The organism is Planobispora rosea, assembly GCF_014648175.1.
Taxonomy (GTDB): Bacteria; Actinomycetota; Actinomycetes; order Streptosporangiales; family Streptosporangiaceae; genus Planobispora; species Planobispora rosea.
Map to the genome: position 1 here is coordinate 150,880 of NZ_BMQP01000010.1, position 20,764 is coordinate 171,643.

Genomic DNA, 20,764 nt, shown 5'->3' on the forward strand with positions numbered 1-20,764 from the left:
GCCCGGACCGACCCGGAGAGCTGCGCGGGGACCGGCGCGGAGAACGGCACGGGGACCGGTGAAGGGCGGCACGGGGTCGCCGGAGGCACACGGGTCAGTCGTCGGACGGGTCGAAGCCCGTGCACGGCTGGAACGTCCACGCGCGGGGCATCCGCGCGCCGAGCAGCTTCCGCGCCAGACCGGGGTCCATCTCCTCCAGCACCCGGAGCAACGGGCCGCCCGTCTCGCGCGGATCGGGCGGCTCAGGGGTCTCACGTCTGTGCGAGGTCATATTCGCAGCGTGCGCCACCGTCCCCCCGGATGTCCAGAGAACCCGGGGACGGGGAATGCCGATGTCCCCCCGCGGGGACATCGGCAGCCGCTGTCTCCGGCACGGCGGACACTCCGCACCGGAGGGGTGTCCGCCATGGTGAGAGCGTGCGGGGCCACACCCTGCGGGACCGGCCACACCCTCGTGGGGGCGGGGCGCACCCTCCGGGGGAGGGTCATACCCTCGTGGGACTACACGTTGAAGCGGAACTCCACGACGTCACCGTCGCGCATCACGTAGTCCTTGCCCTCGATGCGGGCCTTGCCCGCCTGCCGGGCGGCGGCGATGGAACCCGCCTCCACCAGGTCGTCGAAGGAGACGACCTCGGCCTTGATGAAGCCGCGCTGGAAGTCGGTGTGGATGACCCCAGCCGCCTCGGGGGCGGTCGCGCCCTTGCGGATCGTCCAGGCCCGCGTCTCCTTCGGACCGGCCGTCAGGTAGGTCTGCAGGCCGAGCGTCTCGAAGCCCACCCGGGCGAGCTGGGACAGGCCGGACTCCTCCTGGCCCACGGACTGCAGCAGCTCCAGCGCCTCCTCGTCGGAGAGCTCCACCAGCTCAGACTCGATCTTGGCGTCGAGGAAGACGGCCTCGGCCGGGGCCACCAGTCCCGACAACCGGGCCCGCAGCTCCTCGTCGACCAGCTCGTCGGCGTCGAGGTTGAAGACGTACAGGAAGGGCTTGGCGGTCAGCAGGTGCAGCTCGCGCAGGTCCGCCAGGTCGATGCCGGCACTCTTGGCCCCGGCGTACAGGGTCGTGCCGCCGTCGAGGAGCTTGGACGCCGCCTCGGCGGCGTCCAGCGCGGCCTTGCGGTCCTTGTTGGTCCTGGACTCCTTCTGCAGGCGCGGAATCGCCTTCTCCAGCGTCTGCAGGTCGGCGAGGATCAGCTCGGTGTTGATCGTCTCGATGTCGCGCTCCGGGGCGACCGCGCCGTCCACGTGGGTCACGTCCGGGTCGCTGAAGACCCGGATCACCTGGCAGATCGCGTCGGTCTCGCGGATGTTGGCGAGGAACTGGTTGCCCCGCCCCTGCCCCTCGGAGGCGCCCCTGACCAGGCCGGCGATGTCGACGAACTCCACCTTCGCCGGGATGATCTTGGCGGAGCCGAAGATCTCGGCCAGCTTCTCCAGGCGCGCGTCGGGCACACCGACGATGCCCACGTTGGGCTCGATGGTGGCGAACGGATAGTTCGCCGCCAGGGCGTTGGCGGTCTTGGTCAGCGCGTTGAAAAGCGTGGACTTACCGACGTTGGGCAATCCGACGATGCCGATGCTCAGGCTCACGTGACCCGAGTTTACGGGGAACCGCGAAGTGCTGTCCGCCGCAGGCACGTGACCGGACGCTGGACGCCGGGTTCCCGGACCCGCAGGTAGCGGTCCGAGAGCTCGGGACAGCGGCCCCGGGTGGCGGCTCTGGCGGTCACCCGCGCCCAGGCGCCGGCCGAGTCGCACGGCGTCCTGACGAGCGCTTCGCGGCTCACCAGACGACCCGCGGGCCGGGTCACGCAGTCGCCCACCCGGAGTATCCGGCCGCCCCCGGCCAGGCACGCGACCTCCCGCTCACCGACGACCAGCGCGTCGAGCGCACGCGCCGGGCACGCCGCCGCCCGGTCCACCACCGCCAGCACCTTGCCGTACCAGCCGGGCTCGGAACAGGGCCGCTCTCCTCCGCGCAGCGCCAGGCAGTCACCGGGGCGCAGCATCCCGCCACCGCCGCCCGGCTCTCCGGCGTGCGGCGGCCGGAGGGTGCGCACGCATGCCGTACGGCTCGGCTGAGGGCTGCGCAGGACCGCCTGGGCGTCCGCCGCGCCCGCGCCCGGCAGGGGCCTGATCCTGACCAGTTCGTCGGTCTCCACGGGGCAGCCCGCCGCCTCCGCGTCGGCCATGGAGATCACCCTCCCGTCGGCGTCCTCGCAGGCGGCCAGCTCGTATCTGTCGTTCTCCCGCGCGACGCAGGCACCCCGCTCCCAGGCGAACCGCACCGTGGCCGCCGCCGCCCGGGCCGCTCCCGGCTCCGGGCTCGCGCGTCCGGCGACGAGCACGCCCGTCGCGGTGATCACCACCACCATCGCGGCGACGGTCACCCCCAGCGCCGGCGCCATCTTCGTGCCCCACCCGCGTGCACCCACAGACGATCCCCCACTTTCCGTGTTCACTATGAAACTTTGAGTGACAGATTGCCGGTGCGCAAGTGGATTGACCGGTCGTTGCCGAAGGCGTGTCGCGCGGCTGGAAGCCGTCGATCCTGGGATCATGCGGTGAATGGACGTCATGGCACTCGCCTTCCAGCTCGCCGTGGGACTCGCCGCGGGACTCGCGATCGGGTTCCTGCTCGGCCGGGCGCGCGCCTCCACCGGTGCCGCGGACGTCGCCACCCGCCTGGCGGAGGCCGAGGCGCGCGCCAGGGCGGCCGAGGAGAAGGCCGCCTACATCGAGGGGCAGCTCGCCGACCGGTTCCAGGCCCTGTCGGCCCGCGCGCTCGACGTCAACAACCTGCGCTTCCTGGAACTGGCCGAGGGCCGGCTGGCCGCGAGCCGCGCCGAGGCGGCCGGGGAGCTGGAGCAGCGCAAGCAGGCCGTCGAGCATCTGATCGAGCCGCTGAAGGACACCCTGGCCCGGGTGGAGGCCCAGCTGCGCGACACCCAGGCGGGTCAGCGGGCCGCCCACGCCGAGCTGACCCGGCACATCGACATCGTGCGGGAGAGCAACGACCGGCTGCGCGCGCAGACGACCGCCCTCGTCCGGGCCCTGCAGCGGCCCGACGCCCAGGGCCGGTGGGGGGAGATCCAGCTGCGCAGGGTCGCCGAGATCGCCGGCATGCAGCGCTTCTGCGACTTCGACGAGCAGGCGAGCGCGTCCACCGCCGACGGCGTGCTCCGCCCCGACATGGTGGTACGGCTCGCGGGCGGCAAGAACATCGTGGTCGACTCCAAGGTCTCCCTGGCCGCCTATCTGGAGGCCGCGGAGTCCGCCGACCCCGACCACCGCTCCTCCCGGCTCGGTGACCATGCCCGGCACGTGCGCGAGCACGTGGACCGGCTGGCCGCGAAGACCTACTGGCAGGCGTTCAACCCCGCGCCGGAGTTCGTCGTGCTGTTCATCCCGGGCGAGGCGTTCCTCGCCCCGGCGCTGGAGCACGATCCCGGCCTGCTGGAGCACGCCATGCGCCGCCGGGTCCACATCGCCACCCCGACCACGCTGATCACCATGCTCCGCACCGCGCACTACGCCTGGCAGCAGGCCGCGCTCAGCGAGAACGCCCGCGCGGTCTTCGAACTGGGCAAGGAGCTCTACGAGCGGCTGGGCAGCATGGGACGGAACATGGACGCCGTGGGCCGCTCGCTGAGCAGGGCCGTGGACGCCTACAACCGCACCGTCGGCTCCCTGGAGACCCGGGTCCTGGTGAGCGCCCGGAAGCTCAACGACCTGGGCCTGGTCGAGACCGACCTGGACGCTCCCGCCGCGGTCGAGGACCTGCCGCGCACCCTCACCTCACCGGAACTGGTGGGAGAAGAAGAGTCAAGCTCGTCCCTCATCTCCCGGTTGAACGGTAAGTTGGCCAACGACCTGCCTTGAGGGTGTTTCCTGAAACCGGGGGGAGCCGGACACTGGAAACCGCGGGGTGGTGTGAGGGGGCGATGGGCGAGGTGATCGCATGAACGGGCGCAACAGTGAGCGGGACCGGGCCTCCGGCATCCGGCTGACCGCACGGGGCGCGGTGGCGTCCGTGCTGACGCTCACCCTGCTGGGAAGCCTTCTGAACACGCTGTTCGGGCTGCCCGCCGCGGTCGGCCTGGCGTTCCTGGGCGGGTGCGCGGTCGCGGTGGCGCTGGTCAACCCGCGCGACCTGCTCTCGATGGTGGTCTCCCCGCCCCTGGTCTTCTTCTCGGCCGTGCTGATCTCCGAGGCGATCCGCTCCCTGACCGCGCCCTCCCCGGTCCAGGCTTTCGGCCTCGGCATGTTCACCGCGCTGTCCGGCGGGGCCCCGTGGCTGTTCGTCGGCTCGGCGCTGGTCCTTCTCGTCGCCTGGCGGCGCGGCCTGGCCCGGTGCGTCCGCGACCTGCGGGAGGAGATCCGCGCCAGCGCCCCCGACATCCCTCGCCCGCGGACCGGCGGCGACAAGGGCTTCGTCCCCGAGCCGGAGGGATACTTCGAGCCCCGGGTGTACGGCACTCCCCGGGAGCCGTGACGCGGCTCCCGGGGAGGTTCTCGGTCCTCAGACGGTCGCGGTCCTCAGACGGTCGCGGCCCGCAGGTCCTTGCGGAGCTCGTGCGGGAGGGCGAAACGCACGTTCTCCTCGACGGAGTGGACTTCCTCGACGTCGTCGAAACCGTGCTCGGCGAGCCGGGCCAGGACTCCGGCGACCAGCTCGTCGGGGACCGAGGCACCGCTCGTCACGCCGACGGTGGTGACGCCGTCGAGCCATTCGTCCTTGATGAAGGAGGCGTTGTCGACCAGGTAGGAGGCGTCGGCCCCGTGGTCGAGGGCGACCTCGACCAGGCGCTTGGAGTTGGAGGAGTTCTCCGAGCCGACGACGATGACCAGCTGGGCCTCCGCGGCGATCTCCTTCACCGCGACCTGGCGGTTCTGGGTGGCGTAGCAGATGTCGTCGCTCGGCGGGTCGAGGAGGTTGGGGAAACGCTCCTTGAGCCGGGAGACCGTCTCGATCGTCTCGTCCACCGACAGGGTGGTCTGCGACAGCCACACCAGCCGATCGGGGTCCTTCACCTGTACGGAGTCGACCGAGTCGAGGCCGTCCACGAGCTGGATGTGGTCGGGGGCCTCGCCCGCGGTGCCCTCGACCTCCTCGTGGCCCTCGTGACCGATCAGGAGGATGTCGTAGTCCTGGGAGGCGAAGCGCTTGGCCTCGTTGTGCACCTTGGTGACCAGGGGGCAGGTCGCGTCGATCGTCTTCAGGCGGCGCTGGGCGGCCTCCTGGTGGACGGCCGGGGAGACTCCGTGCGCCGAGAAGACCACGATGGCGCCCTCGGGGACCTGCTCCGTCTCCTCGACGAAGATCGCCCCGCGCTCCTCCAGCGTCTTCACCACGTGGGTGTTGTGAACGATCTGCTTGCGGACGTAGATCGGAGCGCCGTACCGTTCCAGGGCCTTCTCGACCGCCTGGACCGCACGGTCGACTCCCGCGCAGTAACCGCGGGGCTTCGCCACAAGTACGCGACGGGTCGCGCGGGTCTCTGAAGTCATGTTCTTATGCTACGTGGAGTGCCCATGGGGACTGCCCATGCGCCCCTTGACCTCGCAAGGCGTCATCTTGCTAGACAATATGTCCAACCAGACCTCCCAGGGAGACGAAATGTCAGTCCCCGATCTCTTCCGTAAGGCGAAGGACCTGCCGCTCCAGATGCTGCAGGCCGCCCTCAGCGGCGTCGGCCAGGCCCTGCTCCTCGGTGACCGCGTCCGCAACCGGATCAAGGGCGCCGGATCCACCGACGAGGAGCTCGACGAGACCCGTACCACGGCCGCCGACCAGCTGGCCGGGAGCGAGGAGAAGTCCGAGGAGAAGCCGGCCCGCCGCGAGCCGGTCATCTTCGCCCCGGCCAAGCCCAAGACCGCCCCCGCCGAGGCCGCCGAGACCAAGCCGGAAGCCCCCGAGACCAAGACTGAGCCTGGGGCCAAGACCGGAGCCAAGGCCAAGACCGGAGCCGAGACCAAGACCGGAGCCGAGCCCGAGGCCGCCGAGGTCAAGGCGGAGGCCGGGCCCGCCCCGGTCGCGCTCGTCCCGGCCGCGCCCGTCGCGGCCGGGACCACGCCGGAGCCGATCACCGAGATCGCCACGCCGCCGGCCGTGGAGGTCGAGGTCGCCGCGGTCGACGTCGCCGAGCCGGATCAGAACGGCGCCGCCGCCGTCGAGGTCGTCGAGACCAAGCCGGCCAAGCCCAGGACCACCAGGGCGAGGACCACGGCCGGGACCGCGAAGCCGAAGAGCGCGACCGCGAAGCCCAAGGCAGCCGCCGGAGCCGGGGCCGGGGCCGCGAAGCCCAAGGCCGCGAAGACCCGCAAGGCCGCCACCACCGCCGAGGCCACCGAGACGGTCGAGACGGTCGAGACGGTCGAGGCCGTCAAGGCGGGGGTCGCGGCCGTGCCCGCCGAGCCGCTGCCCGGCTACGCCGAGCTGACCGTCGCCTCCCTGCGCGCCCGGATGCGCGGCAAGAGCGCCGAGCAGATCAAGGAGCTGATCGAGTACGAGAAGGCCACCTCGGCCCGTCCCGAGGTCGTGCGGATGTACGAGAACCGCCTGACCAAGATCGAAACCGCCGAGTGACCGCACCCCGCGCGGAAGGTCCTCCCGGAGGTTTTTCCGTAAGGTCTTCCGCATGAGCGCGAAGACCACGCCGGAGCAGCCGCTGCCGGTCCGTACCGTGCTGCAGATGGTCGGCGGCTGGATCGGCAAGCTCGGCACGGTCTGGGTCGAGGGCCAGATCACCGAGCTGACCGCGCGCGGCGGCACGGTGTTCCTGACGTTGCGTGACCCGGTGGCCAACATGTCCGCCCGGGTCACCTGCCCGCGCGGCGTCTACGAGGCGACCGTCCCCCGCCCCGTCGACGGGGCCCGGGTCGTCATGAACCTGAAACCGGACTTCTGGGTCAACCGCGGCTCCTTCGCGTTCACCGCGCTGGAGATGCGCCCGGTCGGCGTCGGTGAGCTGCTGGCCCGGCTGGAGCGGCTGCGTCAGGTGCTCGCCGCGGAAGGCCTCTTCAGCGCCGACCGCAAGCGCCGCCTGCCGTTCCTGCCCGGCACGATCGGCCTGATCTGCGGCCGCGACTCCGCGGCCGAGCGTGACGTCCTGGAGAACGCGCGCCGCCGCTGGCCGGCGGTGCGGTTCGCGGTCGAGCAGGTCGCCGTGCAGGGACCGTACGCCGTGGGCGAGGTCACCGAGGCGCTGCGCAAGCTCGACGCGGACCCCGAGATCGAGGTGATCGTGATCGCGCGGGGCGGCGGGTCGATGGAGGACCTGCTGCCCTTCTCCGACGAGGCGCTGGTCCGGACGGTGGCCGCGTGCCGTACCCCGGTGGTCAGCGCGATCGGCCACGAACAGGACAGCCCGCTGCTCGACCTGGTCGCCGACGTGCGGGCCTCCACGCCCACCGACGCGGCCAAGAAGGTCGTCCCGGACGTCGGCGAGCAGCTCACGCTCATCCGCCAGCTCCGCGACCGGGGCCGCCGGGTGGCCGGCGGCTGGCTGGACCGCGAGCTGGCCTGGCTGGCCGCGGTGCGCTCCCGCCCGTCCCTCGCCGACCCGGTCCGCGAGATCGAACGCCGTGCCGAGCAGGCCGAGCAGCTGCGGGACCGGGCCCGGCGCGCGCTCACCGGCTCCCTGGACCGGGCCGAGGCCTCCCTGCACCACCTGCGCGCCCGCCTGGTCGCCCTGTCCCCCGCCGCCACCCTGGAGCGGGGCTACGCGATCGTGCAGCGCCCCTCGGGCGAGGTCGTACGGCGCGCCGCCGAACTCGCTCCCGGCCAGGAGCTCACCCTCCGCTTCCCCGACGACCGGGTCACCGTCAGGAGCGAGGAGCCCGCCACGTGAGCGAGGGGTAGCCGTCCTCGACGAAGCCGAACTCCCGGTAGAGCGGCTCGCCGTCGGAGGTGGCGTGCAGGTCCACCTTGCGGATGTCGTTGGCGCGGTACCACCCCATGAGCGCGCTCATGATGGCCCGGCTGTGTCCCCGGCGCCGGTGGCCGGGGTCGGTGGTCATGCCCTGGATGTAGCCGTATCTGCCGTCGGGCAGGCTCGGCCCGGGGAAACGGTCGAAGATGAGCCCCACCCCGCAGGCGGCCAGACCGCCCGCGGGGGCGTCGACCACGTAGACGGCCGTGTCGGAGGTGCCGAGCCGGTCCCTCAGGCTGTCGGCGTAGGCCTCCTGCCAGCGGCTCTCGACGGGGAGGCTGCCGTCCTGCGCCATGCGGTCGGCCAGGATCTGACGGAGGCGGACCAGCTCGGGGATGTCGTCGGGGGTCGCGTCACGCACGCTCATCGCCTCATCCTCCCACCCGTCCCATCCGTCTCACCGTCTAGGGTTGGGCACGTGGCCGATGACAAGACACCGTCGTACGAGCAGGCGCGCGAGGAGCTGACCGAGGTGGTCCGCCGACTTGAGACGGGCGGGCTGACGCTGGAGCAGTCGATCGAGCTGTGGGAACGGGGCGAGCGGCTCGCCGCGATCTGCGAGGAGTGGCTCCAGGGCGCCCGGGTGAAGCTCGCCGCGGCCATGGCCAAGCGCGGTCAGCCCGACCCCGACTCCCCCTTCTGAGTCTCCGGTCCCGTCGTGAAGGCGGCGGGGCGGCGGGCGGCGAAGGCGCGGCGCCCGGCGACGTTCCCCCGGGCCCTTTATCCGGTGGCGGAGGGGCTGGGCGTGGCGGTGGAGGCAGGAGCCGGGCTGGAGGTGACGGCCGGGCTCACGGAAGGGCTCGCCGAAGGGCTCGCTGAAGGGTTCTCGGTGGGCCTGGGCTGCCGCTTGAGGGCGGTCGCCAGGGCGGTCAGCTCGTCCCAGCCGGCGGTGCCGGTGACGACGACGGTGGAGTCCGGCAGGAGCCGTACCAGTGAGCGCTGGTTCTTGTCCTCCCGGAAGCGCTGCTCCCAGGTCTCGCCGGCGATCTGGACGGTGCCGGTGGCCCGGTTGCTGTTGGCCATCCGGCTGGCGAACCCGGCCGCGGGCTTCTCGTCGCTCTGGATGAGCATGGCGTGCTTGCGGGTGGCGGTGGCGAAGCCGAGCCGCCAGGTCACCACGCCCTTCTGGTTCGTCATCCGGGAGCTGTTGGGCACCCAGTTCGCCGGGACCGGCTCCGGCGTCCACACCTGGTACGGCGCGGCGCGGCGCATGTTGGCCGCGTCGATCGAGTAGTTGATCTCGGGGACGCGGGCGGGCCCGCCCTTCGGAGCCGCGACCAGCAAGAAGGCCACGACACCGACGAGGCAGACGCCCATCGCGAAGACGTAGCCGTAGAAACCCTGGGTGAACCGTTGCACGACTGGCGAGACTACCTTCCCGGTGGACCGGTCGGTCGTCAGGGGCGCTGGATCTGGCCGATGATGCCCAGCACGTCCTCGGCGAGCCTGCGGGAGGCGGTCTCGTCCTCTGAGAGCGCGACCTCGGAGACCGCGGCGGCGAGCGCGCCGGTGAGGACCACGACCAGCGCGCCCTCGTCCCCCTCGAACAGGGCGGCGTTGCGCTTGGCCCACTGGCGCAGCCGGTCGCGCATGATGATCTCGAAGCCGGGCGGTCCGTCGCCGCGGAGGAACAACGCGGCGAGCTCGCGCTCGTCCAGGCAGCCCTCCAGGTACGCGCGGGCGCCGGCGATGAACAGCCGCATCGGGTCGGTCTCGCCGTCGGCCCTGGCCGTCTGGACCGCCTGCTTGGTGCGCTGCGTCTGGCGGGCCTGGAACTCCTCGAAGAGTGTCAGGTAGAGGTCGGCCTTGCCGGAGAAGTGGTGGTAGAGGCTGCCGACGCTCGCACCCGCGCGCGCGACCACGTCGGTGACGCCCGCCTCGGCGAAACCGCTCGTGACGAAGGTCTCCCTGGCCGCGGCCAGAAGCGCGCCCCGCGTGGCGGCACCCCGTTCGGAGGTCCGCGCGGTCGCCTTCGTTACCGGCCGTTCCGTGTCGCTGCTCATAGTGGCCACACATTATCCTCCTCCGCCGGGCAAGGAAGGGACAACTACGATCGGGTTCAGAATCCACGAGAGGGGCTTTCCGCCATGTCCGAGCAGACGTCCGTCCCCGCCGCCCTCGCCACGGGCGAGCATGCGCCTGATCGAAACCTGGCCCTCGAACTGGTCCGGGTGACCGAGGCGGCCGCGATGGCCGCGGCCCGCTGGGTGGGACGCGGTGACAAGAACGGCGCCGACGGCGCGGCGGTCAACGCGATGCGCCAGCTGATCAACACGGTGTCGATGAACGGCGTGGTGGTGATCGGCGAGGGGGAGAAGGACAACGCGCCGATGCTCTACAACGGCGAGTCCGTGGGCGACGGCAGCGGTGCCGAGTGCGACGTGGCCGTGGACCCGATCGACGGCACCCGCCTCACCTCCCTGGGCATGCCCAACGCGATCTCGGTCATCGCGGTCAGCGAGCGCGGCTCGATGTACGACCCGTCGGCCGTCTTCTACATGGACAAGCTGGTGACCGGGCCCGAGGCGGCCTCCTCCGTGGACATCAACGCGCCGGTCGCCGACAACATCGCCGCGGTGGCACGCGCCAAGGGGGGCGAGTCCTCGGACGTGACCGTGGTCATCCTCGACCGGCCCCGCCACGAGAAGATCATCCGGGAGATCCGCGAGACCGGCGCGCGGATCAAGCTGATCACCGACGGCGACGTGGCCGGTGCGATCATGGCGGCCCGGGTGGGCACCGGCGTCGACCTGATGCTCGGTATCGGCGGCACGCCCGAGGGCATCATCGCGGCCTGCGCGCTCAAGTGCCTGGGCGGTGTGATCCAGGGCAGGCTGTGGCCGCAGGACGACGCCGAGCGCCGCCGCGCGCTGGACGCGGGTCTCGACCTGGACGCCACGCTGACCACGGACGACCTGGTCAGGTCCGACGACGTGTTCTTCGCCGCGACCGGGATCACCGACGGCGAGATCATGCAGGGCGTGCGCTACCGCGGCGGCCACGCCGTGACGAACTCCCTGGTCATGCGCGGCCGGTCCGGCACGATCCGCAAGATCGAGTCCGAGCACCAGCTCTGGAAGCTGCGCGCCTACAGCGCGATCAACTTCGACACCGCCGTCTGACCTCTCCGGGTACGGCACCCGCACCGCGGTCGGGCGTCCCCGCCGGACCTCCTGGGGAGGGACGGCGGGCGGTCAGCGGCGGAACCAGGAGCGGCGGGGGCGCTTGGGCGACTTGGCGACGATGCTGCCCAGGGAGACGAGGCCGGTGATCTCGATGACCGGGCCGTCGGGGGAGGGCGGGACCTGGTTCTTCTTCCCGCCCAGGACGGCCGAGGCGGGCATCTCGATCCGCACGCCCTCCGGGACGATCAGCGTGAGCGTTCCCGCCATCACGGTGACCTGGAGGGTGATGTGGCGGGACTGGAGCAGCGCCTCACGCAGGTCGAGGGTGACGTTGGCGCAGACGGCGGTGGCGGAGTAACGCGTGGGCACCACCCACCGGCCGGAGCGCTCCTCCGAGCCGAAGAAGGCCGTCACCGGGCGGACGTCGGTCCGCAGCGGCTGCTCCTCGAGCGGGAGCAGGTCGGCGGTGAGGGCGGCGAGCTCGCCCAGCGTGCGGGTCCGGTAGAGCTGTTCGAGCCGTTCCTCGTGCTCGTCGTGGGTCAGGCGCCCGTCGGCGAGCGCGTCGTTCAGGACCTCGGCCACCCGGTCCCGGTCGACGTCCCCGGCCCGTAGGTCGCCGGGGCGCGGTTCGGGGGTGTTGTCACGGATCGCGGGAGGCCAGGAGAAGTCCACCCTTCGACGATAAGCCCTGCCCGGCCGTGCGTCGGCGGGAGACCGCCCGCCGGGGCCGGCGCACGGCGGCGAGGTCCTCATGTCGGAGGCGGAGCACGGCGATACGGGTCCCGCGTCGGAGCCGGAGCACGGCGGCGAGGTCCCGGCGTCAGGGCCGGAGCACGGCGATGAGGTCCTCGACGTGGCCGCGGAAGACGGCGGCCATGTCCAGCCGCTCGGGATCCAGGAGCCACTGGGTCTGCAGGCCGTCCATCACCGCGATCAGCCGGGCGGCGTGCGCCTGCGGGTCGATGTCCGACCGGAACTCACCGGTCTCCACCGCCCGGGCGAGCACCCTGGCCGTCTCGTCGCGGAGCCGCCGGTAGCGGTCGCGGGCCCACTCGTGGCCGGGGTGGTCCGCGGTGACGGCCTCGCCGCCCATCACGGTGAAGAGCTGGACGAGACCGGGGACGCGGGAGTTGTGCTCGACCACGTCGACCAGGACGCGCAGGGCCTCGGCACCGGTCCGCACGGCGCCGGAACGGTGACGGCGCAGGTCGAGCTCGTCGCGGTATTCGAGCACCTCGACCAGGAGCCGCTCCTTGTTCTGGAAGTGGTGGAGCAGCCCGGCCTGGGAGATCTCGGCCCGCTCGGCGATGCGCGCGAGAGAGGTCCCGCGGTAGCCGTTCTCCGCGAACTCCTGCAGGGCGATCGCCAGGATGCGCTCCCTGCGCGCCTGTCCCGCCGCATATCCACGCCGCTGCCCCGCCGCCCGCACGTCAAGCACCCTACAGCGCGCGGTCAGGCCATTGACCGTGGGGAACGCCGCCCCTACTCTGACGGAAACTTGAACCCCCCTCATGTTCATGGAGGCCGTGGTGCCGACCCCGCGTGACAGGCAGGCACGGGTGGCGACCTGGGCCGCCTTCTTCGTCCAGGGCCTCTGCTTCGCCACGCTGCTCACCCATGTGACCGACCTGCAGCGCAGGTTCGAGCTGAGCGACGGCGACCTCACCCTGGTCCTGCTGCTGGTGCCGGTGATCGCGGGTGTCGGGAGCGCCGCCGCGGGCTTCCTCGCCGCCCGGTACGGCAGCGCCCTGGTGCTGAGGATCTCCCAGCTGGCCGTCTGCGTCATCGTGGTCCTCCTGGGCTGGAACGGCGGCCTCACCGGCCTGTACCTGCTGAGCGCCGCGTTCGGCCTCGCCGTCGGGGCGGTCGACGCGACGATGAACATGCAGGCCGTCGCGGTCGAGCGCACCTACGGCATGAGCGTGCTGACCGGCTTCCACGCGGTGTGGAGCGTCGGCTCGATGCTGGGCGCCGGGGCCAACTCCGCCTTCAGCGCGCTCGGCGTGGATCTCGGCTGGTCCTTCACGGTCCCCGTGGTGATCGGCGCGGTCATCTCCCTGGCCATGCTCCCCCGCCTCTACGGGCGCGAGGAGGAGCGGGCGACCGCGCAGGCCGTGGAGACGGCGGCGGCCCGGGTGCCGTGGCGGCCGATCATCCCGCTCTGCCTGGCGATGGCCTTCCTCTACGTCGGCGACGCGGCCGTCTCCAACTACAGCACCGTCTACATGGAGGGCGCCCTGGCGGCGACCGGCTGGCTGGTGCCCTTCGCCTACTTCGCCTACCAGGCGGCGATGCTCCTCGCGCGGATCCCCGGGGACCTCGCCGTACGGCGGTACGGCCCGGCCCCGGTGGTCCGGCTGGGCGCGGTGGCCGCCGCGCTGGGTCTGCTGGGCGTCGTCGTCGCCCCCGGTCCCCTGGTGGCCGTGGTCTCCTTCGGCCTCGTCGGCGTCGGCCTGTCGATCATCGCCCCGCAGTCGTTCTCCGCGGCGGGCCGCTTGGGCGCCGGGGCCGAGACCGCCATCGCCCGGGTCAACCTGTTCAACTACGTCGGCTTCGTCGTCGGCGCCGCCGCGGTCGGGACGATCAACGACCTGGTGAACGTGCGGGTGGCGTTCATCCCCGCCGCGGTGCTGGTGGTGCTGATCGTGTTCCTGGCGAGGGGCTTCCAGCCCCGGGCCGCCGAGGTCGCGGCGCGTCAGGGATAGCGCCCGCCGCAGTCACTGCGGCCACCGCGGTCACGGGGATCACTGCGGCCACGGCGGTCACGACGGTCGCCGGGAACACCCGCCGGGCCGGGCGCCGCCTCACAGGTAGGGCCGCTGGTCGCGCTTGGCCGCCTCGTAGGCGGCGCGGGCCCGCCGTACGTCCTCGTGTTCGGAGACCTCCGCGACCGGCACGTCCCACCAGGCCGTGGTCGCGGGGCCCGGGCCGGGGACCGTCTCGACGTGGACGACCGTGGTGCGGGTGGACTCTCGGGCCTTGGTCAGGGCCACGCGCAACGACTCCGGGCCGTCGGCGCGCAGCACGTCGGCGCCCAGGCTGGCCGCGTTGGCGGCGAGGTCGACCGGGACGAACACGCCGTCGAGCTCCCCGGTCGCGCCGCGCATCCGGTAGGCGGTGCCCAGCCGCCGCGCCCCCACCGCCTCCGACAGACCGCCGATCGAGGCGAAGCCGTGGTTGTCCACCAGGACGATCACGAGCTTGACGCCCTCCTGCACCGCGGTGACGATCTCCTGCGCCATCATCAGGTAGGACCCGTCGCCGACCAGCACGAACACCTCGCGTTCCGGCGCGGCGAGCTTCACCCCGAGCCCTCCGGCGATCTCGTAGCCCATGCACGAGTAGCCGTACTCCACGTGGTAGCCCTTGGGCTCGCGCGCCATCCACAGCCTGTGCAGATCTCCCGGCATCGACCCGGCGGCGTTGACCACCACGCCGTCCCGGGCGACCTCGTTGAGCATCCCGAGCACGACCGGCTGGGTCAGCTCCTCCCCCGTGGTGACCAGGGAGACCTGCTCGTGCCAGGCGTGGGCGAGCTCGGCGGCCCGGCCGGTCCATCCCTCCTCGGCCCGCCAGTCCCCCAGCGCCCCGAACGCCTCCAGCGCCGCACGGGCGTCGGCGACGAGCATCTCCCCGGCGTGCTTGGCCGCGTCGAAGGCGGCGACGTTGACGTTGAGGAACCGGGCCCGCCCGAACAGCGTCCGGGAGGCGGTGGTGAAGTCGCTGTAGCGGGTTCCGACGCCGATCACTAGGTCCGCCTCCCGCGCCAGCTCGTTGGCCGCGGCGGTGCCGGTGTGACCGACCGCGCCGACCCAGCAGGGATGGTCGTACGGCACCGCGCCCTTGCCCGCCTGCGTCTCCGCCACCGGGACGCCGTGCCGCCCGGCGAAGCGCGCCAGCGCCCCGCCGGCTCCGCCCGCCCCGCTGTAGGCGACCCCGCCCCCGGCGACGACCAGCGGCCGGCGCGAGGCGCGGATCAGCTCCAGCGCGCGGGCCAGCGCGGCGGGCTCCGGCACCGGCCGGGCCACGTGCCAGACCCGCCGGGCGAACAGCTCCTCGGGCCAGTCGTACGCCTCGGCCTGCACGTCCTGCGGGAGCGCCAGGGTGACCGCGCCGGTCTCGGCCGGGTCGGTCAGCACCCGCATGGCCGCCAGCAGGGCGGAGGGCAGCTGCTCGGGCCGGTTGACCCGGTCGAAGAACCGGGAGACCGGGCGGAGCGCGTCGTTGACCGTCACGTCGTAGGAGCGCGGGTCCTCCAGCTCCTGCAGCACCGGGCTGGCGACCCGGGTGGCGAAGACGTCACCGGGCAGCAGCAGCACCGGGATGCGGTTGATCGTGGCCAGCGCCGCGCCGGTGACCATGTTCGTCGCGCCGGGGCCGATGGAAGTGGTGCAGGCCAGGGTGGACAGCCGGTCGCGGGCGCGGGCGTAGCCGACGGCGGTGTGCACCATGGCCTGCTCGTTGCGGGCCAGGTAGTACGGGAGCGCGTCGCCGGTGCCCGCGCCCCGCTCGGCCAGCGCCTGACCGAGGCCGGCCACGTTGCCGTGGCCGAAGATGCCGAAGACGCCGGCGACCAGCCGCTGCTCGACGCCGTCGCGCTCCGACCACTGGGCGGCGAGGAACCGCACCAGCGCCTGTGCCACCGTGAGCCTCATCGTGACTCCTTAGCGGGGGGACTCCCTCAGCGGGGACTTCCCTGGCGGGGGGCCCGCGTCATGGGGACCCGGGGATCGGCCGGCCGGCCCGCCCAGGAGGAGCGGACCCACGCGTGCCGGGGATCGTCGCAGAAGGCCATGGACCGCTTCTCGGCGGGCCCGGCCAGGACGTTCAGGTAGTACAGGTCGTAGCCGGGGGCGGCCATCGAGGGACCGTGGTAGCCGTGCGGGACGAGCACCACGTCACCGCCGTTCACCTCGGCCAGGGTGTCGTGCGTGCCGTACACCCGCTGGTAGCCGGGGCCGCCCTCGAAGTAGTAGATCTCCTCCAGTACGGCCTCCTGCTCCGAGGCCGTGTCGTGCTTGTGCGGCGGGTAGGACGACCAGTTGCCGCCGGGGGTCAGCACCTCGACCGCGACGAGCTTGTCGCAGTCGAAGACGTCGGGCGCGCAGAAGTTGTTGACCTGCCGGGTGGCCTGACCGGCGCCGCGGACCTCCACCGGGACCCGGTCGGCGGGGCCGTACCGGACGGGCAGGTGCCGGGACGCGCGGGCGGAGGGGAAGGCGAAGCGGCCCTCGCCGGTGATGCGGGCCGTGGCCCCGACGGGCAGGTAGGCGAAGTCCGTCACCTCCTCGAAGACGGAGACGCGGCCGTTGAGCGTGAGCCGCACCCCGTCGCACTCGACCGCGCACGAGCCGGACATCGGCAGGACGAGCATCTCCTCGTCGCCGGTGGCGAACTCGACGCTCTCACCGGACAGGTGGAGGAGACGGAGCCCGGTGTAGGTCCAGCCGGCCGACTCGGGCGTGATCCACAACGCCCACGGGGCCAGGGCCGTGCTGCCCGCCGGGATGAACGTCATCGCGCCTCCCCCGGTCTCGGCCCGGCGGTCTCCCCGGGCCGCCGCCCGGCGGGACGTGGCACGGCCGCGCCGTACCGATGTGATCGTTGTCTCATGCCGCCTCCAGCATCGCCGCCGCGGTGTCCACCGCCGCCGCAACATCGTCATCGGAGGGGTACAACAACGCGCGGCCCACGACAAGCCCCCGGACGCCGGGGAGCCGCAACGCCTTGCGCCAGGCGGCGTACGCCAGGTCGGGCGCGTCCCCGGGATCGCCGCCGAGCAGCAGCGTGGGCAGGGTGGTGGCGGCCATCACCCGCTCCATCTCGTCCACCACCGGGATCTTCAGCCAGGTGTGCGCGGAGGTCGCGCCGAGCCCCTGCCCGACGTGCACGGCCCGGATGACGCCCTCCGGGGACAGGTCGTGGGTGACCGCCCCCTCCACCCGCCGCGACCAGAACGGCTCCACCATCGCCACCAGCCCGCGCGCGGCCAGCTCGGTGACCGCCCGGCCGCAGGCTTCGAGGGTGGCGGCGGTGGCGGGCTCGTCGACGCCGATCCGGCAGAGCATCTTGCCCCCGTCCAGGCCCATCCTGGCGATGGTGGCGGCGTCGTAGGCGGTGAAGCGGTCGTCGAACTCGAACGCCGTGCCGTGCACGCCTCCCCGGTTCATCGACCCGATGACGACCTTCCCCTCCAGCGCGCCCAGCAGGAGGAGGTCCTCCACGACGTCGGGGGTGGCCAGCACCCCGTCGACGCCCGGCCGGGCCAGCGCCACGCAGAGCCGCCGGAGCAGGTCCACCCGGCTGGCCATGGCCAGCGGCCGGTTCCCGACGCCGAGCGCGCCCCGGGCCGGGTGGTCGGCCGCGATGATCAGCAGCTGCTCGCGCTTCTCCATCAGGCTCCTCCGGCGCCGCGCCGCGGCCGCCTCGGCGATCCGCCAGGGGTGCCGCGCCCTGGTCTCGATCAGCTTGCGGTAGCCCGCCTCTCCGGGACCGGCCTCACTCATCACCGGCTCCCCCGGCCCGGCCGGTTCTCACCCCGCGGCTCCCCATCCGGCTGTTTCCCGTTCTGCGGCTCCCCGCCCGACTGTTTCCCGTTCTGCGGCTCCCCGCCGGGCCCCTCCAGCAGCTCCAGCACCTCGGCCGCCGTGGGCATCGCGGGCGCGCACGCCAGCCGCCCGGCCACGATCGCCCCGGCCGCGTTGGCGAACCGCAGCGTGCGCTCCAGCGGCCAGCCCGCCAGCAGGCCGTGACAGAGCGCCCCGCCGAAGGCGTCACCCGCGCCCAGCCCGTTGACGACCTCCACCGGGACCGGCGGGACCTCCACCGTCTCGGCCGCGGTCATGCCGAGCACCCCGGCCGCCCCCCGTTTGACGACGGCCAGCTCGACGCCCGCCTCCAGCAGCGCCTTGCCCGCCTGAAGCGGTTCCCGTGTGCCGGTGGCCACCTCCACCTCCTCCAGGTTGCCGACCGCGACGGTGACGTGTCCGAGCGCCTCGCGCACCCGCTCGCGGGCCGTCTCCTCATCCGGCCAGAACATCGGCCGGTAGTCCAGGTCCAGCACCGTGTACGGCCTCCGTCCACGGGCCCGCCAGGCCGCCAGGTGCGCGCCGCGCGACGGTTCGGCCGACAGCCCGGTCACGGTGGCCCAGAACAGCCGGGCCCCGGCGACGGCGGGCAGGTCCAGCTCCTCCGGGAGGATCTCCAGGTCGGGGGCCTTGGGGTAGCGGTAGAAGTAGAGCGGGAAGTCGTCCGGCGGCCGGATCTCGCAGAACGTCACCGGGGTCGGCAGGCCCGGCACCGCGGTGACGTACTGGTCGCCGACGCCGTACCCGCGCAGCGCGTCGTGGACGAACAGCCCGAACGGGTCGGCCCCGGTCCGGGTGATCACCGCGCTGGAGCGGCCCAGCCGGGCCGCGGCCACGGCCACGTTGGTCGGGCTGCCGCCCAGGTATTTGCCGAAGGTCTCCACCTGCCGCAGCGGGACCCCGACCTGGAGCGGGTAGACGTCCACCCCGACCCGCCCCATGGTCAGCACCTCGGGGATCGCACCGGGGCTCACGCCGGAGGCCGCGCCGGGAGTTACGGCGGGCGTCGTGCCGGGGCTCCCGCCGGGGATCACAGTCCCTCCAGGTAGGCGAGGCTCTCCCGCACGTTCCGCGCGGGGTCGGCGTCCCTGGAACCGAGGATGACGTCCTGCTCCAGGACATACCAGCCGGGGTACCCGGCGGCCCTCAGGACGGCCACGATGCCCGCGACGTCCACGTCCCCCTGTCCGAGCGGGCGGTAGATCCCTTCCCGCACGGCCTGGGTGTAGGTCAGCCCGCCCGCCCGGACCCGCTCGGCCAGGCCCGCGTCGACGTCCTTGAGGTGGACGTGGGCGACGCGGCCCGCGGCCCGCCGGGCCAGGTCGCCGGGGTCGGTGCCGCCGATCAGCAGGTGGCCGGTGTCCAGGCAGAGGGGGACCGCGCTGCCGTCGAGGACCCGCTCCACCTCCTCCGCGCTCTCCACCATGGTCCCCACGTGCGGGTGCAGGGTGACGGCGCGGCCGAACTCCCTGGCGTTGCGGAGGATCCTCTCCAGGTTTCCCAGCAGGGTCTTCCAGCCGCGCGCGTCCAGCACCGGCTTGGCGTCGTAGCCGTCGCGCCCGGTGGCGGCGGCCAGGACGACGACGTCCACGTCTCCGTCCCGGAAGGCCCGCATGGTGGCGCGCACCTCCGGGAGCGGGTCGTGGTGGGGGTCGTGCAGGACCACGGGTACGAACCCGCCGACCGCGCGCAGGCCGTACTGGCCGAGGAGGGAGCGGCACCGCGACGGCGAGGGCGGCAGGAACCCCGCCGGGCCCAGCTCGGTGGCGTTCAGGCCCAGCTCGGCCATCTCGGTGAGGACGCGTGAGCGGTCGAGCTGGTGGCCCCAGCCGGGAACCTCGCAGACCCCCCAGGAGATGGGCGCGCCCGCCGTCCTGAGCGCGCCGCCCTCCACCGGGCCCCCCTCCGCCGGGCCCCCCTCCGCCGGGCCCCCCTCCGCCGGGCCCCGCCTCTCCGAACCCCGCCTCATCGCACCACCCTTCATCGGACGACCCTTCACCGGACGACCTCGGCCACGCGGACCGTGCGTCCCTCGCGGAGGGACAGGTCGGCCGCCTCCGCGACGTAGAGCGCGGCCAGCGCGTCCTGCACCGTGCACGGGCTGTCCGTCTCCCCGCGGGCGGCGGCGAGGAAGGCGCCGAGTTCCGCCGCGTAGGCCGGCGCGAATCTGGTGGCGAAGTCGGGCCACGGCTCCGCCCCCGGCTGCAGTCCTTCCGTGCTGGTCAGCGGGGACCGCTGGTCGAGGCCGACCACCTGGGTCCGCAGGGTCCCGGCCAGTTCCATCCGCACGTCGTATCCGGCGCCGTTGTAGCGCGAGCCCTGCAACGTGACCAGGGTGCCGTCGTCCATGGTCAGGATCGCCGCGCTGGTGTCGACGTCCCCGGCCGCGGCGAAGAACGCCTCACCGCGGTTGGCGCCCGTCGCGTGGACGGTCTCGACCTCGCGGCCGGTGACCCAGCGCAGGATGTCGAAGTCGTGGATGTGGCAGTCGCGGTAGATCCCGCCGGACGTCGCGATGTAGCCGGCGGCGGGCGGGCGGGGGTCAGCGGTGATCATGTGGACCCGGTGCAGCACGCCGAGCCCTCCGCCGCGCAGGGCCGCGCGGGCCGCGGCGTATCCGGCGTCGAACCGGCGCTGGAACCCGATGTGCACCACCGTCCCGCTCTGCTTGGCCGCCTCCAGCACCCGGACCGTGTCGTCCACGCCCGAGGCGGCGGGCTTCTCGCAGAACGCCGGGATCCCGGCGGCGCAGGCACGCAGCAGGAGCTCCGCGTGCGTGGCCGTGGGGGTCGCGATGACCACGGCGTCGGTGCGGAATGCGTCCCCGATCCTGGCCCGCGCCCCGAGCCCGGCGGCCACTTCGCCCGCCCGCGCTCCGTCCGCGTCGGCCACCACCACCTCGTCGACGCGGGGATGCGCGGCCAGCGTCGCCGCGTGGAACGTCCCGATCCGTCCGAGACCAACTAGACCAACACGCATATTGACGCCTCCGGTGAAGAGAGCGGCTGGCCTCCAGTTCTAAGCGACGGTTCCGTACTCGTCAAGACTTTGTCATGACATTCGGACTATCTATCAACCCATGCCATATCACCCGTGACACAGGCCACGGCCGCCGGCG

At 72.9% G+C, this 20,764-nt stretch carries 22 protein-coding genes; 7 read left to right on the top strand and 15 right to left on the bottom strand.

Annotated features, from left to right (window positions below; genetic code table 11):
- Positions 1 to 94: 94 nt before the first annotated feature.
- The 3 genes from IEZ08_RS12725 to IEZ08_RS12735 all read right to left on the bottom strand — a co-directional run bounded on the left by IEZ08_RS12725 (position 95) and on the right by IEZ08_RS12735 (position 2,435).
- Positions 95 to 271 carry a hypothetical protein gene (locus IEZ08_RS12725; RefSeq protein WP_176728608.1) on the bottom strand — a complete coding sequence of 59 codons (177 nt, stop codon included), beginning with the start codon at positions 269 to 271 and terminating at the stop codon, positions 95 to 97.
- Between the two features lie 230 nt (positions 272 to 501).
- Positions 502 to 1,590 carry a redox-regulated ATPase YchF gene (gene ychF / locus IEZ08_RS12730; RefSeq protein ID WP_068927109.1) on the bottom strand — a complete coding sequence of 363 codons (1,089 nt, stop codon included), beginning with the start codon at positions 1,588 to 1,590 and terminating at the stop codon, positions 502 to 504.
- Positions 1,591 to 1,601: 11 nt separating this feature from the next.
- On the bottom strand, positions 1,602 to 2,435 hold the full coding sequence (locus tag IEZ08_RS12735; RefSeq protein ID WP_189242184.1) for a hypothetical protein: 834 nt from the start codon (positions 2,433 to 2,435) through the stop codon (positions 1,602 to 1,604).
- Between the two features lie 133 nt (positions 2,436 to 2,568).
- On the opposite strand from IEZ08_RS12735, the gene IEZ08_RS12740 reads away from it, so the two are divergent.
- Together IEZ08_RS12740 and IEZ08_RS12745 are read left to right on the top strand one after the other, a co-directional pair.
- The gene (locus IEZ08_RS12740; RefSeq protein WP_176728609.1) at positions 2,569 to 3,882 is read left to right on the top strand and encodes a DNA recombination protein RmuC; all 1,314 of its coding nucleotides are present in this window, start codon (positions 2,569 to 2,571) and stop codon (positions 3,880 to 3,882) included.
- Between the two features lie 79 nt (positions 3,883 to 3,961).
- Positions 3,962 to 4,495: a DUF6542 domain-containing protein gene (locus IEZ08_RS12745; protein ID WP_068927112.1), complete on the top strand. Its 534-nt coding sequence runs from the start codon at positions 3,962 to 3,964 to the stop codon at positions 4,493 to 4,495.
- 44 nt (positions 4,496 to 4,539) lie between these two features.
- On the opposite strand, the gene IEZ08_RS12750 is transcribed toward IEZ08_RS12745, so the two are convergent.
- Positions 4,540 to 5,511: a 4-hydroxy-3-methylbut-2-enyl diphosphate reductase gene (locus IEZ08_RS12750; RefSeq protein ID WP_189242185.1), complete on the bottom strand. Its 972-nt coding sequence runs from the start codon at positions 5,509 to 5,511 to the stop codon at positions 4,540 to 4,542.
- Between the two features lie 109 nt (positions 5,512 to 5,620).
- Here IEZ08_RS12750 and IEZ08_RS12755 point away from each other — a divergent pair, with 109 nt between their 5' ends.
- Positions 5,621 to 6,589 carry a hypothetical protein gene (locus IEZ08_RS12755; protein WP_189242186.1) on the top strand — a complete coding sequence of 323 codons (969 nt, stop codon included), beginning with the start codon at positions 5,621 to 5,623 and terminating at the stop codon, positions 6,587 to 6,589.
- Positions 6,590 to 6,641: 52 nt separating this feature from the next.
- The gene (xseA, locus tag IEZ08_RS12760; RefSeq protein WP_189242187.1) at positions 6,642 to 7,853 is read left to right on the top strand and encodes an exodeoxyribonuclease VII large subunit; all 1,212 of its coding nucleotides are present in this window, start codon (positions 6,642 to 6,644) and stop codon (positions 7,851 to 7,853) included.
- On the opposite strand, the gene IEZ08_RS12765 is transcribed toward xseA, so the two are convergent.
- Positions 7,828 to 8,301, bottom strand: coding sequence for a GNAT family N-acetyltransferase (locus IEZ08_RS12765; protein ID WP_068927120.1), 474 nt, complete (start codon positions 8,299 to 8,301; stop codon positions 7,828 to 7,830). The two genes, xseA and IEZ08_RS12765, sit on opposite strands and share 26 nt — an antisense overlap.
- A 51-nt stretch (positions 8,302 to 8,352) precedes the next feature.
- On the opposite strand from IEZ08_RS12765, the gene IEZ08_RS12770 reads away from it, so the two are divergent.
- Positions 8,353 to 8,577: an exodeoxyribonuclease VII small subunit gene (locus IEZ08_RS12770; RefSeq protein ID WP_068927122.1), complete on the top strand. Its 225-nt coding sequence runs from the start codon at positions 8,353 to 8,355 to the stop codon at positions 8,575 to 8,577.
- 77 nt (positions 8,578 to 8,654) lie between these two features.
- Here IEZ08_RS12770 and IEZ08_RS12775 read toward each other — a convergent pair whose 3' ends face one another.
- Positions 8,655 to 9,293, bottom strand: coding sequence for a DUF4245 domain-containing protein (locus tag IEZ08_RS12775; RefSeq protein ID WP_189242188.1), 639 nt, complete (start codon positions 9,291 to 9,293; stop codon positions 8,655 to 8,657).
- 38 nt (positions 9,294 to 9,331) lie between these two features.
- A complete protein-coding gene (locus IEZ08_RS12780; RefSeq protein WP_068927126.1) occupies positions 9,332 to 9,937 on the bottom strand; it encodes a TetR/AcrR family transcriptional regulator in 606 nt (201 codons plus the stop codon).
- 84 nt (positions 9,938 to 10,021) lie between these two features.
- Here IEZ08_RS12780 and glpX point away from each other — a divergent pair, with 84 nt between their 5' ends.
- Positions 10,022 to 11,056, top strand: a complete 1,035-nt coding sequence (gene glpX, locus IEZ08_RS12785; RefSeq protein WP_068927128.1) for a class II fructose-bisphosphatase — start codon at positions 10,022 to 10,024, stop codon at positions 11,054 to 11,056.
- A 72-nt stretch (positions 11,057 to 11,128) separates the two neighbouring features.
- Here the strand turns inward: glpX and IEZ08_RS12790 are convergent, their stop codons facing one another.
- The gene (locus IEZ08_RS12790; RefSeq protein ID WP_229803075.1) at positions 11,129 to 11,731 is read right to left on the bottom strand and encodes a DUF1707 SHOCT-like domain-containing protein; all 603 of its coding nucleotides are present in this window, start codon (positions 11,729 to 11,731) and stop codon (positions 11,129 to 11,131) included.
- 148 nt (positions 11,732 to 11,879) lie between these two features.
- A complete protein-coding gene (locus IEZ08_RS12795) occupies positions 11,880 to 12,488 on the bottom strand; it encodes a TetR/AcrR family transcriptional regulator (RefSeq protein WP_068927130.1) in 609 nt (202 codons plus the stop codon).
- 100 nt (positions 12,489 to 12,588) lie between these two features.
- Between IEZ08_RS12795 and IEZ08_RS12800 the strand changes: the two genes are divergently transcribed.
- Entirely contained in the window at positions 12,589 to 13,764 is a 1,176-nt protein-coding gene (locus IEZ08_RS12800) for an MFS transporter (protein WP_189242190.1), read from the top strand.
- Between the two features lie 99 nt (positions 13,765 to 13,863).
- Here the strand turns inward: IEZ08_RS12800 and iolD are convergent, their stop codons facing one another.
- The 6 genes from iolD to IEZ08_RS12830 all read right to left on the bottom strand — a co-directional run bounded on the left by iolD (position 13,864) and on the right by IEZ08_RS12830 (position 20,625).
- Positions 13,864 to 15,714 carry a 3D-(3,5/4)-trihydroxycyclohexane-1,2-dione acylhydrolase (decyclizing) gene (iolD, locus tag IEZ08_RS12805; RefSeq protein WP_068927134.1) on the bottom strand — a complete coding sequence of 617 codons (1,851 nt, stop codon included), beginning with the start codon at positions 15,712 to 15,714 and terminating at the stop codon, positions 13,864 to 13,866.
- A 26-nt stretch (positions 15,715 to 15,740) separates the two neighbouring features.
- Positions 15,741 to 16,577: a 5-deoxy-glucuronate isomerase gene (gene iolB, locus IEZ08_RS12810; RefSeq protein WP_189242191.1), complete on the bottom strand. Its 837-nt coding sequence runs from the start codon at positions 16,575 to 16,577 to the stop codon at positions 15,741 to 15,743.
- A 91-nt stretch (positions 16,578 to 16,668) separates the two neighbouring features.
- Positions 16,669 to 17,565 carry a class I fructose-bisphosphate aldolase gene (locus IEZ08_RS12815; protein ID WP_189242192.1) on the bottom strand — a complete coding sequence of 299 codons (897 nt, stop codon included), beginning with the start codon at positions 17,563 to 17,565 and terminating at the stop codon, positions 16,669 to 16,671.
- Positions 17,565 to 18,587 (bottom strand): 5-dehydro-2-deoxygluconokinase, encoded by a 1,023-nt coding sequence (iolC, locus tag IEZ08_RS12820; protein WP_189242205.1) that lies wholly within the window; start codon positions 18,585 to 18,587, stop codon positions 17,565 to 17,567. The genes IEZ08_RS12815 and iolC overlap by 1 nt, the downstream gene beginning before the upstream one ends.
- 89 nt (positions 18,588 to 18,676) lie before the next feature.
- A complete protein-coding gene (locus IEZ08_RS12825) occupies positions 18,677 to 19,540 on the bottom strand; it encodes a TIM barrel protein (protein WP_229803076.1) in 864 nt (287 codons plus the stop codon).
- A 101-nt stretch (positions 19,541 to 19,641) separates the two neighbouring features.
- Complete coding sequence (locus tag IEZ08_RS12830) at positions 19,642 to 20,625, bottom strand: Gfo/Idh/MocA family protein (protein ID WP_189242194.1); 984 nt, start codon at positions 20,623 to 20,625, stop codon at positions 19,642 to 19,644.
- Positions 20,626 to 20,764: the final 139 nt, after the last annotated feature.

Excerpts from the sequence above, each read along its gene's own strand:
- IEZ08_RS12725 (WP_176728608.1), bottom strand. The coding sequence starts at position 271 with ATGACCTCGCACAGACGTGAGACCCCTGAGCCGCCCGATCCGCGCGAG.
- IEZ08_RS12740 (WP_176728609.1), top strand. The coding sequence starts at position 2,569 with ATGGACGTCATGGCACTCGCCTTCCAGCTCGCCGTGGGACTCGCCGCG.
- IEZ08_RS12745 (WP_068927112.1), top strand. The coding sequence starts at position 3,962 with ATGAACGGGCGCAACAGTGAGCGGGACCGGGCCTCCGGCATCCGGCTG.
- IEZ08_RS12750 (WP_189242185.1), bottom strand. The coding sequence starts at position 5,511 with ATGACTTCAGAGACCCGCGCGACCCGTCGCGTACTTGTGGCGAAGCCC.
- IEZ08_RS12755 (WP_189242186.1), top strand. The coding sequence starts at position 5,621 with ATGTCAGTCCCCGATCTCTTCCGTAAGGCGAAGGACCTGCCGCTCCAG.
- xseA (WP_189242187.1), top strand. The coding sequence starts at position 6,642 with ATGAGCGCGAAGACCACGCCGGAGCAGCCGCTGCCGGTCCGTACCGTG.
- IEZ08_RS12765 (WP_068927120.1), bottom strand. The coding sequence starts at position 8,301 with ATGAGCGTGCGTGACGCGACCCCCGACGACATCCCCGAGCTGGTCCGC.
- IEZ08_RS12780 (WP_068927126.1), bottom strand. The coding sequence starts at position 9,937 with ATGAGCAGCGACACGGAACGGCCGGTAACGAAGGCGACCGCGCGGACC.
- glpX (WP_068927128.1), top strand. The coding sequence starts at position 10,022 with ATGTCCGAGCAGACGTCCGTCCCCGCCGCCCTCGCCACGGGCGAGCAT.
- iolD (WP_068927134.1), bottom strand. The coding sequence starts at position 15,714 with ATGAGGCTCACGGTGGCACAGGCGCTGGTGCGGTTCCTCGCCGCCCAG.
- iolB (WP_189242191.1), bottom strand. The coding sequence starts at position 16,577 with ATGACGTTCATCCCGGCGGGCAGCACGGCCCTGGCCCCGTGGGCGTTG.
- IEZ08_RS12815 (WP_189242192.1), bottom strand. The coding sequence starts at position 17,565 with ATGAGTGAGGCCGGTCCCGGAGAGGCGGGCTACCGCAAGCTGATCGAG.
- iolC (WP_189242205.1), bottom strand. The coding sequence starts at position 18,587 with ATGGGGCGGGTCGGGGTGGACGTCTACCCGCTCCAGGTCGGGGTCCCG.
- IEZ08_RS12830 (WP_189242194.1), bottom strand. The coding sequence starts at position 20,625 with ATGCGTGTTGGTCTAGTTGGTCTCGGACGGATCGGGACGTTCCACGCG.